General features: G+C 42.4%; 14 protein-coding genes. 11 read left to right on the top strand and 3 right to left on the bottom strand.

Annotation, left to right across the window (positions count from 1 at the left end):
- Window positions 1-115: 115 nt before the first annotated feature.
- The 8 genes from ACG1BZ_RS14675 (at window position 116) to ACG1BZ_RS14640 (ending at window position 10,652) form a co-directional block, all read left to right on the top strand.
- On the top strand, window positions 116-985 hold the full coding sequence (locus ACG1BZ_RS14675; RefSeq protein ID WP_413662463.1) for an NAD(+) kinase: 870 nt from the start codon (window positions 116-118) through the stop codon (window positions 983-985).
- Window positions 986-1,246: 261 nt separating this feature from the next.
- A complete protein-coding gene (locus ACG1BZ_RS14670; protein WP_413662462.1) occupies window positions 1,247-1,975 on the top strand; it encodes a glycosyltransferase in 729 nt (242 codons plus the stop codon).
- Window positions 1,976-1,992: 17 nt separating this feature from the next.
- Window positions 1,993-3,378: a glycosyltransferase gene (locus ACG1BZ_RS14665; RefSeq protein ID WP_413662461.1), complete on the top strand. Its 1,386-nt coding sequence runs from the start codon at window positions 1,993-1,995 to the stop codon at window positions 3,376-3,378.
- Entirely contained in the window at window positions 3,375-4,331 is a 957-nt protein-coding gene (locus tag ACG1BZ_RS14660; RefSeq protein WP_413662460.1) for a hypothetical protein, read from the top strand. The genes ACG1BZ_RS14665 and ACG1BZ_RS14660 overlap by 4 nt, the downstream gene beginning before the upstream one ends.
- A gap of 1 nt (window position 4,332) precedes the next feature.
- The gene (locus ACG1BZ_RS14655; protein WP_413662459.1) at window positions 4,333-5,004 is read left to right on the top strand and encodes a sulfotransferase; all 672 of its coding nucleotides are present in this window, start codon (window positions 4,333-4,335) and stop codon (window positions 5,002-5,004) included.
- Window positions 5,005-5,015: 11 nt separating this feature from the next.
- The gene (locus tag ACG1BZ_RS14650; protein ID WP_413662458.1) at window positions 5,016-8,117 is read left to right on the top strand and encodes a glycosyltransferase; all 3,102 of its coding nucleotides are present in this window, start codon (window positions 5,016-5,018) and stop codon (window positions 8,115-8,117) included.
- The gene (locus ACG1BZ_RS14645; protein WP_413662457.1) at window positions 8,114-8,785 is read left to right on the top strand and encodes a sulfotransferase family 2 domain-containing protein; all 672 of its coding nucleotides are present in this window, start codon (window positions 8,114-8,116) and stop codon (window positions 8,783-8,785) included. The genes ACG1BZ_RS14650 and ACG1BZ_RS14645 overlap by 4 nt, the downstream gene beginning before the upstream one ends.
- 862 nt (window positions 8,786-9,647) lie before the next feature.
- A complete protein-coding gene (locus tag ACG1BZ_RS14640; protein WP_413662456.1) occupies window positions 9,648-10,652 on the top strand; it encodes a hypothetical protein in 1,005 nt (334 codons plus the stop codon).
- 188 nt (window positions 10,653-10,840) lie between these two features.
- On the opposite strand, the gene ACG1BZ_RS14635 is transcribed toward ACG1BZ_RS14640, so the two are convergent.
- From ACG1BZ_RS14635 to ACG1BZ_RS14625, 3 genes are read right to left on the bottom strand one after another with little or no spacing between them, the layout of a single operon-like run.
- Window positions 10,841-11,857: a hypothetical protein gene (locus tag ACG1BZ_RS14635; RefSeq protein WP_413662455.1), complete on the bottom strand. Its 1,017-nt coding sequence runs from the start codon at window positions 11,855-11,857 to the stop codon at window positions 10,841-10,843.
- Window positions 11,854-12,552 carry an ABC transporter ATP-binding protein gene (locus tag ACG1BZ_RS14630; RefSeq protein WP_413662454.1) on the bottom strand — a complete coding sequence of 233 codons (699 nt, stop codon included), beginning with the start codon at window positions 12,550-12,552 and terminating at the stop codon, window positions 11,854-11,856. Before ACG1BZ_RS14630 ends, ACG1BZ_RS14635 begins: the two co-directional genes overlap by 4 nt.
- Window positions 12,549-13,256 carry an ABC transporter permease gene (locus tag ACG1BZ_RS14625; protein ID WP_413662453.1) on the bottom strand — a complete coding sequence of 236 codons (708 nt, stop codon included), beginning with the start codon at window positions 13,254-13,256 and terminating at the stop codon, window positions 12,549-12,551. Before ACG1BZ_RS14625 ends, ACG1BZ_RS14630 begins: the two co-directional genes overlap by 4 nt.
- 274 nt (window positions 13,257-13,530) lie before the next feature.
- Between ACG1BZ_RS14625 and ACG1BZ_RS14620 the strand changes: the two genes are divergently transcribed.
- The 3 genes from ACG1BZ_RS14620 (at window position 13,531) to ACG1BZ_RS14610 (ending at window position 16,902) form a co-directional block, all read left to right on the top strand.
- The gene (locus ACG1BZ_RS14620; protein WP_413662452.1) at window positions 13,531-14,589 is read left to right on the top strand and encodes a glycosyltransferase; all 1,059 of its coding nucleotides are present in this window, start codon (window positions 13,531-13,533) and stop codon (window positions 14,587-14,589) included.
- A complete protein-coding gene (locus ACG1BZ_RS14615; protein ID WP_413662451.1) occupies window positions 14,582-15,673 on the top strand; it encodes a glycosyltransferase family 4 protein in 1,092 nt (363 codons plus the stop codon). Before ACG1BZ_RS14620 ends, ACG1BZ_RS14615 begins: the two co-directional genes overlap by 8 nt.
- 359 nt (window positions 15,674-16,032) lie before the next feature.
- Window positions 16,033-16,902, top strand: a complete 870-nt coding sequence (locus ACG1BZ_RS14610; protein WP_413662450.1) for a glycosyltransferase family 2 protein — start codon at window positions 16,033-16,035, stop codon at window positions 16,900-16,902.
- The last annotated feature ends 67 nt before the right edge of the window (window positions 16,903-16,969 follow it).

The following is a 16,969-nucleotide window of genomic DNA, read 5'->3' as shown; positions in this document are numbered from 1 at the left end:
TCCGCTTGTCTTCGGCATAATGGTCGGTTTAGTTCGGCGGCTCGCCTCAAAGTATGATTGACTTGGGCGTCGAAATTGTTGTCGTGTGTACAATGGCGCGAGTCACGGAGGTGTTGTGTCAGAGTTTCAAAATATCGGGCTAATAGGGCGAACTGAGAGTGAGAGTGCGGTCATTTCTCTTAAGCGCCTGATGGCCTACCTCGAAAATGAGGGGTATAGCATTGTTTTGGAAGAGGACACTGCCACATCGGTTTGCGGCCACAACGCACGTGTTTCCGAGAGGAATCGACTAGGTGAGCTATGCGACCTTGTTATTGTTGTTGGGGGCGATGGCAGTCTTCTTGGAGCTGCTAGGGCGTTAGCGCGCTATAGCGTCCCGTTGTTAGGAATAAACCGGGGGCGTTTAGGGTTTCTTACCGATATTACTCCCGATCAGGTGGAAGATAAGGTCGGCGAAGTATTGGCTGGTAAATATATGGCAGAGAGCCGATTTTTACTAGACATGTCTGTTACCCGTAATGGTAGGCCTGTTGGGAAAGGGTCTGCGCTTAATGATGTTGTGCTACATCCTGGTGAGTTTATTCGAATGATCGAATTTGACTTGTATATAGATGGACAGTTTGTTTATACCCAGCGATCTGATGGGTTAATTGTTTCAACACCTACTGGGTCTACAGCTTATGCTTTATCCGGCGGCGGCCCAATTATGCACCCCAAGTTAGATGCGATTGTATTGGTTCCGCTGAATCCTCACACTCTGAGCAGCCGCCCGATAGTAGTTGAAGGAAGCAGCGAATTTAAATTAGTTGTCGGGAAGCAAAGTAATACAAGACCATATATTACTTGTGATGGCCATGACCAAGTGGTTACTGAGCCCGGTGACGTTATTCGGGTTCATAAAAAACCACATAGACTCACATTAATACACCCTATCGATCATAACTTTTATGATACTTGTAGGTCCAAACTGGGTTGGGCGGGCTAAAAAATGATCCTGCTTACCAGGACTCGGAGATTGTGAAGACTGAACTGCTGCATTATATGTTGAAAGCTAATGATTCAGGCTTCGTCAATAACCGTCAGTCACACTTTATCGGCTGAATGAAAAATGTTTTTCACGGATATCAGATTTTATGAGTTTTACAAAGGTGTAAATGCGGTTTTAGGTTTTTTAGGGGAGAAGTGCTAGAGGTGCCCTTGAGGAAAAAGTCTTGTGTTTAGTTTTGGTAAGCAGGGTTGATTTGTAATGAGAAGTAATTCAGAGAAGAGCTTAAGCTTTTCTGCAATTGTAACGTTCCATAGAGAGGGATTGTTAGCCCACAGAACGCTAAGATCAATAGATGTTTGTCGACAATATGCGGAATCGAAAGGTATTAGATGCCGGATATTATGCTCACTGGATAATGCCGATGCGACTACTTCTTCAACAGTAAAAGATTCCCCTTTCCTCAGAGATGACGATATTGTTGTCGACCTAAGTGTTGGAGATTTAGGTACCTGCCGAAATGAACTTATCTCATTAGCTAAAAGTGACTTTGTCGGTACTTTTGATGGAGATGATTATTTTTCCTCAAATTGGATTTATGAATCAGTCATTTTGGCTTCTTCGGATTCAAGATATATTTGCCACCCTGAGATTATAGTCACGTTTGGTGGCGAAAAACACTGGTGGCGACAGCCGGATCAGCTTAACGACAAAATAGATAAGACTTTACTGTTTACCATCAATCCATGGAATGCTTGTATGGTCACTAATACAGCACTGGCAAAACAATATAGATACTCTTCTGTCGACCCCAAAAGAGGGGTTGGATTTGAAGATTGGCATTGGAATAGCGATACGATGGCGGCAGGAAAGGTGCACCGGACGGTGCCTCAAACGACAAGATTTGAGAGAAGGAAGTTATTTGGTTCTCTTTGCTCTGAGCATGAATCAGCAAAAACAATTATTGGAAATACCCCACTTTTTGATTAGTTGATTAGGCTTACATTATGAATAGGCAATTTACGGCAATTAGAGCTCATTTCTTTCTTAAGCTTAACAATTTAAAGAGGCGAATTTCTGTTGATGGTTTAATTCCCACGGTCAAACTATTTGCACGCCACTACGGAGCAAAGATAATTCAGAAAATGCGACTTCCGGTTGCAACCTCAACACCTAGCTTGCCGGAGTGGACCCTTGCCCAAATGCAAGAAATTGGAAAGGATATTGATTCCAATCTATGGCCCCACTCTTGGCGTTTAGCTGAGATAAATTATCACCATGTCCCTGTTGAAAGAAGGGGGGCGGGAGAAAAATATTTCCAGATAAAGTCAAAGATTAAGGCAGATAAGTATGACGTTCTGATTTTTGTGCCATGGATGAAGATGGGTGGGGCCGATTTGGCAACAGCGCGATACATTGATGCATATGCCAGCCTCGGAAAAAACGTTCTTCTTGTGTTAACAGAAGAGTCCGAAGTTCAATTTATAAATCAGGGTACTTCAAACTTTGATTTTGTAAGCACAAAAGAGCTAAAGTGTGATCCTGCTTTGGAGTTAGCTGTTGTTGAACGTTTAATTGTTCAGCTGTCTCCGTCATATATACATATTATCAATTCAAAGGTTGCTTGGGAGCTTCTTAAGTTAAGGGGTCATCTGGTATCTAAATATACTAATGTTGTAGTATCACTTTTCTGTAATGATTATCTAGATGAGGGGCTTCCAGTCGGATATGCTGAGCAATACCTTGCGGATTGCAGTCAATACATTTACCGCATTGTAAGTGATAATAGCATTTCCGGTAAGGTTTGGCAGGATAGGATCGGCGTAAGGGAAGAGCACGTTTGCCCTATATATTTGCCAGCAAGACAGTTGAAAAGAAAGTGTTTTAGCTCAGAGTCAAAAAATATCCTTTGGTCTGGACGGTTTGATAGGCAAAAGAATCTCTCAACTTTGTTCAAGGTCGCTGCAGATATGGGAGAATTTAATTTCTATGTCTATGGTGATTTTGTAATTGATAGCGGGAGCGCCTTATCTTATCCGCCCAACGTATATCTAATGGGAACCTATAATGATATTGAAGAGGTTGCAGTTCGTGATTACTTACTTTTCTTAAATACCTCTCTGTGGGACGGACTGCCCAATATTATTTTAGAGTGTCTTGCTTTAGGTTTACCAGTTATATCCTCTTCTGTGGGAGGAATTCCTGATATCCTTGATAAGAAATTTTTGGTTAACAATCCTCTCGATAGTGAAGAATATAAGATAGTTATAAGTGAATTCCTTGAAGATATTGAAGAGAGTATGAGAATCTTTGAGGAATCGACACTCCCTTTATTGGAGTCTCGACATAATACGAAGGCATTCCAAAAAGCTATGCATGGAGTGCTGGCATGAGCCGGGTAGTCTGTACGGTTTGTACTTCCGATAGGGTTAATGGTGCCTTAGCAGTTTATTCATCTTTAAAAGACGCTAGGTTTGATCACTTTTATATCTTTTGTATTGGTGATCTAAATGGGGGTGAAGTTAAAGCCTTAGATGACAGAATAGAAATTATTGACTTGCTACCATTTTTTTCTGAATCAAAAAAAATGTATGAGAGGGATTTCTCACAATTAAATTTAACAGAAATTTGTTGCTACTTTAAGCCGTTTGCACTCCGTTATCTGCTGGGCATACATGGCAAAAGAGATGCGGAAATCCTATATGTTGATTCTGATATGTATTTCTTTCAGTCAGACCTGGGGTTTCTTGAGGGAAAGTGGGGAGTTCTCCTTACCCCGCATTTAACGCCAAATGTTAAACATAATTTGCCTGATTTTGAGGTGATTATAAAGTCCGGCACATTTAATGCGGGTCTATTAGCGGTAAAGTCAGGAAAAACGGGAGTCGAATTTGTCAACTATTGGTGGGAGTCGGTAAATAGGGACTGCAGTATTGATTATTACCGTGGCGTAAATGCCGATCAGAAGTGGCTCGATTTGGTTCCACATATGTTTGCCGACGTAAAAGTAGTCTCGGGTGAGGGGTTAAACGTTGGCCATTGGCGAATAGATTCGATCGAAGAATTTTCTCGAACCGAGGATAAGTTACTTCACAAAGAAGAGGCTTTAGTTTGTTTTCATTTTAGCGGTTTTGCAGAGGGGCTTTTGCCAAAGTTATCCCGTCATTCCGATCTTACGGTGAAAAAAAACTCTACTCTTGAGTGTATTACAACGTCTTACGCATCCACACTTTCTCAGTTTTCAAAATACAATAAGGAATTGAGCTTAAAAGGAGGTGGCCCTAAAGGGTATCTACAGAAGGTGGGTGGGAAATTTAGAAGAGCAATATTGAGAGCTTTAGTATAGCATGTCAAATTATAGTAATGTATTTGTTATTACTTATGGGCGAAGCGGGTCAACTCTACTTGTTGGTGTCCTTAATTCCATTAGCGGTTATATGATTCGGGGCGAAAATAATAATTTTGTTTGGCAGTTATATAAGGCCTATCGAGCATTAGAGCAAACAAAGAAAGATTTTGGCAATTCTAAGGCAGATTCTCCCACGTCCCCTTGGTATGGAGCAAATGGTATCGATTTGGATGCGTATATTTCCGATGCCAGAAAAATGATTTTTGGGCAGCTAGAGGGGAAAACCGGGATTTTTAGTCGCGGTAGCAAAGTTGTAGGTTTTAAGGAGATTCGTTATACCGAACCACACCAGTTAAATAATCTAGAGGGTTACTTGGACTTTTTAAGGGCTGTCTGTGATAAGCCTGCTTTTGTATTTAATACGAGAGATTTGGATCAGGTTTGTAAGTCAAGTTGGTGGAAAAATGTAGATGAAGTGAAGGTAAAGGAAAAGCTTGGGAGGGCTGATGCAAAGTTTAGAGAAGTTGCCAGCCGGCATTCCGATTGTATTCATGTTGATTACGAGAAAATTGTATCTAGAGAGGATGTAGAACGACTATTCAACTTTCTTGGGGAAGAATACGTGGAGACACGGTTGAATACTGTTTTCAAAAAATCTCATAGTTATTAGCAATTATTAAAATGAAAAAAGAATTATTGATCTCTGTTATTGTTCCAGTTTTTGGTACGGAGCACTTGTTGCTGCGCGCGTTGAATTCTTTGCGTGATCAGTCGTACTCGAATTTGGAGATAATTGTTGTTAATGATAAATCTCCAGGGGATTGTGCTGATATAGTAGCTTCGCTGATGGAGCATGATAGTAGAATCCTTTACGTTGAGAATACGGATAATTTGGGTCTTTTCAGAGCTCGAATTGAAGGCGCCAAGCATTCATCAGGGGATTATATTGCTTTTCTTGATAGCGACGATTATTTAGCTAAAGATGTTTACCGTAGGCTGATAAATGAAAGTGTTGCGACAGGGGCAGATTTGTCGCAATGCAATATGGTCTTATTTAACGAACAAGATGAATATTATATTCATCCAAATAATCGAGTAGTAAAAGAGGAGCTTTCTGCTGAAGACTATAGAGAGCAGTTCTTCGGGCAGAGAGGATTGGCATTTCATTGGCATACTGTTTGGAATAAGTTAATTAGGCGTGACTTGTGGGATAAGTCATTCGCTACTTACATGGAGGTTGATCGCCATTTGATTATGGCCGAAGATTTGCTGTATTCCACGATACTTGCTACAAATCTGAAAAAATATTGCAGTATTGACTACGACGGAATCTTTTATTTCCAAAATTCCGGTGCTTCTACCTCTAACACCAAAAATGATTTCAAGAAGTTTAAAAAAAATATCACCGACTTGGGGTTTGTTTTTAAGTTTCTAAACGAAAAACTCTCTGGGTGTAACTTAGATTCTAAGTTGCTGGCTGACTTTGAGGAATGGAAGCTTTTATACTCAAGATTCTGGGTTGATAATGTTCTAAATAGTTTTGATTCATCTCTTGATAAATCCAAATTGCTTGAACTGGTCTCAGAAGAATTCCAGTTGGACTGTCAGCCTGAAAGAACATCAGCAATCGATCATTACTCATATCGGGCTAGGGTTGAGTGGGATAGAGGTTATGAGCAGCTTGTTGAAGCTATCCTGTGGCCGGAGTTCGAACTAGTCTCATTTGACATCTTCGACACCTTGATTACTAGGAGAATGCTGGAGCCTCATGATGTTTTTGATATTTTGGAGGCGCGCTGTAAAGAGATAGGGTTAATCCCCACCAATGTTTCACTTTCACGATATAGGGTATTGGCAGAAAAGCTCGTTCGTGACTCTTTGTCGAACGGTGAATCCGGTGCAGAAGAAATTACTTATGATCAAATTTATGAAGAGCTAGGAAGATTACTAGGCAGCTTATCTATTCCAGTTGAAGTTCTTGCCAAGATAAAGCAAGAAGAAGTTGAGTTGGAACTTTCTATGCTAGAGCCCTGTGAGGGCATGCATGATTTAGTTCAGCTTGCAGCTTATTCGGGTAAAAAAGTTTATTTCGTTTCTGATATTTATTTTAATAAAGAGGTTATAAAGCAGTTCCTTTCTGCATGTGGGATTTCGATAGATGATGAAAATCTACTGTTAAGCTCTGAAGAGCTTAGCTCTAAGCACTTTGGCGGATTGTTTGAAGTGTTGAATAGTAGATCGGGAATTCCCTATGAGGTAATGCTGCATGTCGGAGACAATAGGCATGCCGATGATTATATCCCTAAATCATATGGCATCCATACATTCCACATTCCTTGTAAAAGTAACATCCTGAGAGGGGAGACAAAATATTATAGTGGTGCACTTTATGCTCCCTATAAAGATTGGGACGGTTTTTCTTTCAATGGGCATGAGGCCAGGGGGTTGCTGTCAAATCGAGCAACACTAGGAGCAATAAAGAATTTAATATTCCCGACTCCATTCCCTAATCGCCATAAAGAGTCTTTTGCAGCTGCATCATTATATTCCTTGGGGGCTTCCGCATTGGGGCCTCATGTTTGGGCTATTCTGGAATGGTTTAAAGAAACCGTTAAAAAAGGAAAAACGCTTTTCTTGATTGGGCGGGATGGATGGTTGTTATTTAAAGGGCTCGAATATTTAGAATTAAATGGGGCTAAGTTCGATTTTAAATATGTTTATTTAAATACTTCTAGAAAAGCGTTAATTAGTAGCTTTCTTGCTCAGCCCAGCCCTATGAGAGCCATTACTGATCTAGTTGATTATGGCTCTTTTAATCGCTCTAAATTGATTAGCTACCTATTTCCTAGTTATAAAGAATCTGATATCACTGCTCTTCTTGGAGAGTTGGATTGGCTTTCAAATCGAAAAACTTTCGAAGGGCTCAATGAGTTTCTCGGAGCTCTAGAGTGCATATTGTCAATTAAAAAGGCAAAAGGACAGCTGGATAGCCAGGCGGAAGGGTTGTCATCATATATTGCCTCTCTGGATATGAAAGAGGGAGATTATGTGTTTGATATTGGATATAGTGGGACGGCGTCATATTATTTGCAGGCCGTAGCCAATGTGAGACTTAATTCCTTATTTATTCACACTGCTGGAGATAAAGTTGTATCTAGGCAGCTAGAAAGCTCCACATTTTATGAGTCGACTCCGGCGGTAAGTGGTGCTATACGCGAATTACTTTTTTCTCAGCCTGTTGGTAGCTGCATTGGGTATAGTGTAGCGGGGGAGCCTATACATGGGACATTGAAGCACTCATACCAGATTGCACACTCTTATAGGGAGGTTGAAAGAGGGGTTTTCGATTTCCTGAAAAAGCGTGACTTCCTCTCTCAGATAGTACCCGAGATGGCTCGACTTAGAAAAGCGGAGCAGTCATACGCATGGGAGCGTTTTTTAAGCGAGAGGTGGAGTTTTGAACGCTCCATTTTTGGAGTGCTGAGTTTTGAGGATGGCGTTAGCAGTAAGTCCAATTATGTTTCGATGGCTGAGGAGTGGCCGGTAAGTAAGTTTTACAATAATAAGAAGGCAATGTACTCAAAGGTGGAGAAGCCTATAAGGCCTACTGAAGAGGCGGCGCCGGTAGAGAGAGGAGATCAAGTAACAATTGATTTCCAGAAATTGGGGAAGATTGGTAAATTTGTATATTTAACATTTTTTGCTCGTTCGCATTTGGTCTTAGCATTGAAGGCTCGATTGCGAAAGCTGGTTAAGGTTAAGGTTAAGGAAGGTGTTTATTGAAAGCTCTTGTTAGTACTAAAGGCCGATTTGCCTATGTCCCCATTCCTAAGAATGCTTGCACATCAATTAAGGAGTTCATTTTTGAATTAGATAATGGTGAGCGCTTTGAGCCCTATGAGAGTGAGGGCAAAAAGATTTGGATTCATGATTATTTTTTGACTAAAAAACAAAAGCTGGAAGATCTGGGTCCGGATTTCTTTTCGTTTGCCGTTGTTCGTGACCCGGTGGAAAGATTTATTTCTGCATATAATAATCGGGTTGGGCAGCATAATGAGCTTTCAAGTGATATGCTTGGGGATGCGGCTAGCGACCTTCCACGTTCTCCTGGCTTGGGTCAATTTATAGATGACTTTACGAGATACTTCCATCGCTCTAATAGCATTAGTCATCACTTTGGTGTGCAGGCAGGGCATATACCAAACCCTGGAAAGCTGACTAAAATTTATTTTATAAGCGAGCTTAAGTCTTTATCTAGTGATTTGTCTGACTTAGTCGGGGCATCAGTTACTCTGAAGCGTGAGCAGGTGGGGGGGAAGCGAATAACTATTCGAGATCTATCCCGTAGTCAGTTAAAGGTTCTAATTGACTTTTACGAGCGGGATTATCATTTGTTGAAGCGACACAAGGGCTACACTATAGAGGATACGTACAAAAAATGGATGGGTTAATTTACTAACTCATTTATACCTACTCCTACTTAAATAGCAAAATCTCTAGCTGGCATCTAGGCACTGCTTTGCAGTGCTTGGATCTGGTTTTGAAGTGAAACTTTATTCTCCACATCTTCTTTTTTGTCTCAGTATACTTTTTATTAAATTCACCTTGCTTATACCTTTGAGTCGCTATAGTGTCTATTTAACCTTGCTCGACCACAAAAAGTAATTATCAGAAATATGAAGAGTTTTTGCATTTATAGGGCTTGTTGAGGGTTAAGCTGATTGTAGCTTATTTATTGTTAAGGTTGGTATTCAAGGCGCCTAGTTCGAAAGTTATTTTTTAAGATGGATCGAATCATATGTAGGTGATGCAAAGATTATCTAAGTGTAGGTTGGGCGTTGGCGAATCTGGGGTGATGGTATAGTGCTCAATGATTATCGGCTATTTTTAAAATTTAGTTATTTTTGAATATGTGTTGCCTGAAGATGAATGGTGGAGCGATAGCTGTTTAATCGTCTATTTGTGCTCTTTTCAGGAAAGGGGGGGATAATTAGCTATATAGAATCCCCAAAATATACTGCTTGAAAGTTCACAGGCTGAACCAGGCTGGTAGGGACTTTCTTTGCTTTTCATCTTCTTGAGATTGGTAAGCCAAATATTCTTTTAGTGGGAGTTTATTTTCAGCAAATAGTGACGCTATATAAAAAGGAGGGAGGGCTAATTGGAGCTTCTTTGCCAGCCCCAATCTTGACGGCTGAAAAGATATGTAAAGAATTGTGAGGAATGAAGGGATGCCAACTGTCCCCGGTGGTAATCCAATACCATTAACTATAAAATAATATAATAATAAAAGTTGTCCGATTTCTGTATGATATGAAAACTTTATACTTACATATAGGTACAGGTAAGACTGGCTCGACTTCAATTCAGAAGACATTTTGCTCGCTTAAGAGCAGTGCAATTGATTTCAGGTTTGATGGGAACGGCGTTGTCGGTGTTGGAACTCCTGAAGATTTCTTAAGTAGACTAGAGTCATCAAGTAAAGAGACAATCGTTTACTCAAATGAATGGTTATTTAAAGCTGGTGATAAATTTCTTGGTACTTTCAGTCAAAAATTGCGGGAAATTTATAAGGTTAAGGTTGTTCTCTATATCCGACGACAGGATGAATTTGTTGTTTCTGCGTATCAGCAGGCGGCAAAAAATAGCCTCTCAAGTTCAGAGTTTGGGTCTATTGCTTTACCGTGGGCATACCCGGAGGTAAATCTTAACTACTACAAGATAGCTTCTAGGTGGGCCCAATATTTTGGAGAGGATAACATAATTGTGCGAGTTTTCTCTGGGGAGCAATTAATTGGCGGTTGTGCAGTTAGGGATTTCGCTGAGGTGATTGGGGCTCCCATGGAAGCATCAGAAGTTATCCAGGCAAACGAGAGTGCAGGGGTAATAGCCGTCAAACTTGGGCATATCCTAAACTCTTTGGGTGTCAATCTTGATGAGGAGCTTAGAGAAGAGCTTGTACTGAATGCTCCAGAGTCAGTTAAATCTCTCCCGGATAAGGCGTCGGCCGAACTGTTTTACGAGCGTTTTAGGCCATCTAATGCACTATTGAAGGAAAAATTTAAAATTAATTCTCCTTATGAAAGCATATTTAATAGTGACTTTTCAAAATATCCGGCGTTGAGGAGCGATTTGTGGACTGATGATTTAGCTAATGAGGCTATAGTTCATATTCTTAATACCTTTCTTTTGTCAAAGAGTGAGGGCGGGGATGATGTATGTCAAAGCTCCTCTGATGTTATTGCGTGGAAAAATAGAGCTGTAAATGTGGTGTCGGGGTTAATTGGGCGTATTAGAAATTTAAGGTCAAGGGCTTAGAAGTATCGTCACTTTAGCTCTCCTTACGGTGGGCTCGCATAAGGATTAATGCTAGGAGTAGATAGATTTTAGAGTTATGGCTTTTAACTTGACTGCTATATTGCTCTGCAGTTTTTATACACTGCTTATTTTGGAAGCCTATGCCTATTGTTCAGTTAATTTTTACAGAATGGCTCCCTCTGAAGGGATTAATTTACCTTAGACTTCTTATCGCTTTGTTTTTTGGGTACATTCAATTCTTGCCAGAGGCGAACTCTCCTTTTGTGTGTTTTCGCTAGCTGGTTTGCAATAAGGTTCTCGGATTCTGTTACAACATCAGATAGCTTTGGCAACCCAATAGAGTTGGGAATTCGGTTACTAGGTAAAATTATCTTTTTTGAGTCGAAGGTGTAGAGATTATAAATTCTAGATAGTATGTGAGCGGTAGCTCTTTTCCCCCAGCCTAGAAGAGCTCCTTTCTTGGCGTGTTGAGGGTCTTTTGCAAGGGACAAAATAAGTTGACGGCGAAGTTCGAAGAGTTTATTGCGAGTTAAAATTGAAATTGCATAAACTCCGGTTATGCCGGGTGTAACATTTTGGCTATCTTGAGTTGTCTGGATGACTTCCTGGGTGTCTCCAAGGGAAATACTGTAAAGAAAGTCTGAGATAAGATCATTCATTTCCCACTGCTGTTTATTGTATGGGCGAATAATCATACTAGTGGGATAATGCGCCCGCCAACTTTTGACAAAATGTGTTTTAAATGCTGCGCTGTAAACATACGGGTCAAAAAGTGCAGGTAAGTGTTTTGCTATCAAGTAGTGCCTTTTGAAAGCGTTAAATGAGGTTGCACTTTTAAGTCTCTGCATTGTACCTGATTCAAGGTATTCATCCGCTCTGCGGATATAGGCAATTATGTTGGTGTCGCTATGGTTAATCCATTCCTTAAATCGAGATATTTCTGCTTTTTTTAGGGTGCAGAAAGCTTCGGCACTTAGGATTAGATGGTTGGGCTTACTGGCAATGACTTTACTAAGCCTGTGCCAGCTTTCTCCTTTTTTGCCTGTTCTAAGTTCTCTAACTAGGCTTTCGTGGTGGTTGTCTTGTTTGTGAAGCTTTGGGTACTCTACGCCTTTTGCCCGAAGAGTATTTTGGTTCTGGCTTAGTGCGGATTGTATGGAGGTCGACCCGGTTTTGTCTGACCCAATATGCACGTAGATTTTCATGCTGGCGCTACCTCTATCTCATACGCCTTTAAAACCTCCGTGGTGGCTCCAATATCTTTAATTGTTCCATTTTCAATCCATAGAATCCGGTCGCAAAAATCTTTTAAAGTTTGCGTTGAGTGAGAAACTAAGACTACCGTTTGGTCAGACTTTACTTTTTCCTTTAGTGTCTTTGATGATTTCCTTTTAAAGTCCTTGTCACCCACGCCAAGAATTTCATCAAGCAGAAGTATATCTGGAGTTGAGTGAATTGCCGTTGCAAAGCCGAGGCGTGCTTTTTGTCCTGCAGAGAAAGTGCCGACAGGCTCCTTAATAGTAGCCCCTAACCCCGAAAATTTAGTAATAACAGGGATAAGATCTTTAGCTTGCTGAATATTGCAACCCTGAGTAACCAAAGCCATTAATGCATTGTCGATACCGCTAAGGTTTTTATTAAAGCCAAGTCCCAGTGAGAGCAGCTGAGACCTTATGTGAGGAGGGCGGACAATTTTGCCTGAATTGGGTGTGATTATATTTGCCAATAATTTAAGTAGGGTTGACTTGCCTGCACCATTGCGTCCAATAACGCCAAGAGTCTCTCCTGGATATAGGTCAAAAGAAATATCCTTCAAGACCCAGTTTGGCTTGGTAAACAGGCTTAGTTTTCCTCGATAAGCAAGCCCTACATTTGAAAAAGTCAATATGGGGGCAGTCATAATAGTACTCGAGGGTAAGTTCTATCTAGGGCTTTAATTAGGCCTAATGCAAACAAAAGGGAGGATATCCCGACTGTAAATGGGTATGTGAGCGATTTAAAAGTCGGAAGCTTGTTTTCCAGTAGAACTTCCCTGTAGTTATCGAAAATCCCAGCAAAGGGGTTTATTAGTAATAGCTCTTGTATTTCAGGAGGCCTGCTATTAATGTCGAAAAAAATACCTGATGTAAAAAGAACCCCTGTCACACAAAGTGGCACAAGATTCCTTAAGTCCGGTATTAAGGGAATTGTTGCTGCAGCTAAAAGGCTCAGCCCCAGATTAATAATTATCTGGGTAAATATGATAGGGATGATACCCAGCCAAGCAGTCGACGGCGAAAAGCCCGAAAGCCATAGTGCCCCTAGCAGAACTGGTAGAGTACACATAAAACGAAACAGCATTGATAGGTTGACTGAGCAGGGAAATATCCACTTAGGCAAATAAAACTGACCAAGTATTCCTTTGTTATTGGTAATTGATTCTGCGCTAGTACTTAAGCAGGATGCGAACCACTTGAATGGCAACATGCCACAAAGCAAGAATATTAAGAAGTTTGTTCCGGTTTGACTTCCGCGGAAACCAGATGAAAATGCGAGGTAGAGAAGCCCTGTAAGCAGAAGAGGCTCCATAACCCACCAGATAGTCCCGAGGTAGGTGTTTTCCATGTCCGCCTTTAAAGCGTTAACGCCCCTAAGCCAAACAATATTGAGGTGATTCTTAAGCATCCAAGTGGTACGGTTACAAGTTAGGAGGGCATTATAAAGGCTTAGTCGAGCCGAATATACAGTAAAAGCTTTAGAAACAACAGCTTACATGCTGTAAACTGATGCGTCGAATTTGTAAAGGCCGTATGTTTTGGTACAAAAAGTAACCGCAGCTCATTGTTATAGGACGTTCCTTCCTGAAACTCAAGGGGGACTGGAACAGGCCATATTTCAGATGGCCCGATCGGGGGGGGAAGTATTGGCACTTTCTTCCAGGCCTGGCTCCTATGAGATTGAGCCGGGCTTGCAAGTTCGGGCAAGTCGCCGCTGGTTTTCTTTCAAGTCAATGTGTTTTGGACCTGGTTTGCTACTGGATGTATGGCGTAGCAAAGCGAAAGTGTTGCACTTGCACTTTCCTTGGCCTTTTGGTGATCTTGCCTATCTGTTTGCGGGCAAGCGGCGCCCTTTAGTCGTGACTTACCATTCAGATGTGGTGAGACAGAAGTGGCTGCTTAAGCTTTATACCCCTCTTATGAATCGTTTCTTTGCCAAAGCGGATCGTATCGTAGCCACTTCAGAGCGGTATGTGGCAACAAGCCCTGTTTTGCAGCGCTGGAAGCATAAGGTCTCTGTGATTCCCTTGGGGGTTGATGAGGATACCTTGCCACCCCCGCGTGAAGATGACTTGAAGCGTATTGAGGGCACCTATGGCCGGGGTTTCATGCTTTTTGTCGGTGTTCTTCGTTACTATAAAGGCCTTGAATACCTGGTTCGCGCGGCTGAGGGGGCGGGCTGCCGCATATTGATTGCGGGGGCGGGACCAGAAGAGGAGCGTATGCGCGCTCTTGTTTCTAAGCAGGACCTGGATAACGTTGAATTTCTGGGGTTTGTATCCGATGAAGAAAAGGCAGCATTGTATAGACTATGTGGTGCTGTAGTTTTTCCTTCTCATCTGCGTTCTGAAGCCTTCGGGGTCACCTTGATTGAAGGGCTTATGGCCGGTAAGCCCCTGATAAGTTGTGAGATAGGCACTGGTACAAGCTTTGTAAATGAGAATGGTGTAACTGGCCACGTGATACCTCCAGCGGATAGCGCCGCGCTGCGGGCGGCTATGAATGACCTCAGCTCCAACCCTGAAAGAGCCAAGATAATGGGGGCTGCAGCTCGCCAGCGTTATGAGACCCTGTTCACGGGCGAGAAGATGCGAGAATCGTATCAAGAACTTTATCGGGAAGTTCTAGGGTCTGATGTTGGTAGTGAGGTGATTGACTCCGACAGGAGTTCCTGTGCTTAGGATTGGTGTTGATGCCAGGCCGTTGTCAGTTGTCACTACAGGTATTGGCCGTTATACGGAAGCCCTCATTGAACGTATGGTAAAAAGCGGGCATGAATGGTTCCTTTATAGTGATGCGCCGCTGCCTGAGAGGTTCTGTGATGCAGCTAATGTGGTCGTACGTACAGGGAAGGTTGGGCGTAAATCACTGGGTACTCTTTTTGCTCAAGCCCGCTTCCCATCCTGGGCTAGGCATGATGACTTGCAGGTATTCTGGTCCCCCAGGCATCATTTACCACTGATGATGCCGTCTTCAGTAAGCCGGGTGGTGACGATTCACGACATGGTTTGGGCACGCTTTCCTGAAACTATGTCTGTATTTGGTAAACACCTTGAGCGTGGGTTGATGCCCGCTTCGGTGAGTTCGGCGCAAACGGTGATAGCGGTATCAGCATTTACTGCCGATGAGCTCATAGAGTTAATGCCGAAGTCTGTGGGTAAGACTGTTGTTATTCCCGAAGCACCGTTCCTGGAAAATACTGGCGACCGCATTGATGGGGAGTATTTCCTTTTCGTCGGTACCCTGGAGCCCCGGAAAAATTTGGAGCGCCTGCTGGCCGCATATCGAGCTTACTTGGATATGGCTACTCAAGGAGCATTGCCGCTTTATATTTGCGGTGGGCAAGGCTGGGGGCTGCCTCGATTAAGTGAAGTTATTGAGGGGTTGGGTTTAGGAGAAATGGTAAAGGTGCGGGGTTATGTGCCTGATCACGAGTTAAGTGGCTTGTATCATAATGCCAGAGCTTTGCTTATCCCTTCGATTTATGAGGGGTTTGGGCTGCCTATTGTTGAGGCATTTTCGCAGAACACGCCGGTTTTGACCTCTAATACTGGAGCTATGCGGGAGGTGGCTGGAGATGGAGCTATTTTGGTCGACCCTCTTTCGGTTTCTAGTATGGCTAATGGTATCCATCAGCTGCATTCAGATTTGGATTTGGTCCATAGTCTTCAAGAATCTGCATGCGTTAGGGGAAGTGAGTTTTCTTGGGATCGAGCAGCGGAAGCCACCTTGAAGGTGTTGGAGGAGGCTGCTATCAACGGATAGCTGGCTTTGGTTCATCTTTTTATAGCGCTAGCTTCTACGCTATGCTCTTTTCGGGCGGGTCTCTTGCTATTCCCTGGAGTATGTTTGTGTTCTGCGGTTTCAAGTGTGTGGGGCTGTAAGGCTTATCCAAATTTATTTTCTCATTGATTGTTTCGGTCTTCCCTTGAGGTTGTCAGGTTCCAACTACCCTGGCAGCTGTCGAAATTTCCATCTATCTCTCTCCTGATCCAGTTGTTGAAATTCCCGCCCATCCTGTTTGTTGGCTAATGTTGTAGGTTGCTAATTCCAAGTGTTGTGCTAATCGTTTAGTCAGTGTGTGATGATTCTAATGTCTAACAATATCTGTAATTGGTGCTGCTATGCGGGTTAAATTTTCCGTGATTGTTCCGGTTTATCAGCAGTGGCACTTCATTGAGGAGTTGGTTTGTTGCTTGGAGTCTCAGGTCATTTCAAAAGACCTTTTTGAGCTTGTGCTGATATCAAATGACGGGAATTCTCCATCCTTTTTAGGGGGGGGGAGTTTTAAGATCAAGAGAGGAAAGTGCAAAAAGCCTGGATCTTATGCGGCAAGAAACAGAGGGGCAGAGTTAGCTGAAGGAGATTGGCTTATATTTACGGATGCTGATTGCCTGCCGGATTCAAAGTGGATAGCCGGAGTTGATAGGGCGGTTGGGTGTTGGGGGGGGAGTGTAAAGTTATTTGCCGGTGATGTGCGAAGTCAAAAGCAATATGGATTCTCCAATATCTATGAAGTCTATGACTTTATGAGAGGGATACCACAAGAGGTTTACGTATCTGCAGGAGTTGCGGCTACAGCAAATATGGTAGTTGATCGGTTTTTGTTCCTGAAGTTTGGCGGCTTTAGTGAGAATTCCTTTTCGAGTGGTGATTTTGAGTTTTGCAGAAGGTTGAGGGCGAGAGGGTACCAAGTCTTATTTCTGAAATCTGCTTTTGTTTATCATCGAGTTAGATGCTCCTGGCAATCTGTAGCGACAAAAGCAAGGCGGATAAAGGGAGGGCAGTTTTTCCTCTCTCAAGGGGCAGGGAGGTTTAAGCTGATCCTACATACCCTTCTTCCGCCGGTAAGGTCGGTCGTATTTTTTTGGCGGAAAAGGGAAATTTATATTGGTTATAGATTGTTGGCAACTTTCGTTCAGATAAGGTTGTGGGGGGTTGAAATACGGGAGATGGCTCGCTTGATGTTAGGGGCGAAACCTGAGCGACATTGATCTTTGTAAATGTTTGGACGGTATTGGATGTGGAGATGTGGTGCGCTTGTATACCAATAATTCTAAC

Origin of the sequence: Microbulbifer sp. CNSA002 (genome assembly GCF_047324085.1) — a bacterium.
In the GTDB taxonomy this organism is placed as follows: domain Bacteria; phylum Pseudomonadota; class Gammaproteobacteria; order Pseudomonadales; family Cellvibrionaceae; genus Microbulbifer.
Note: the sequence above shows the minus strand (reverse complement) of the source record. Positions and strands in the feature narration are given on the sequence as shown.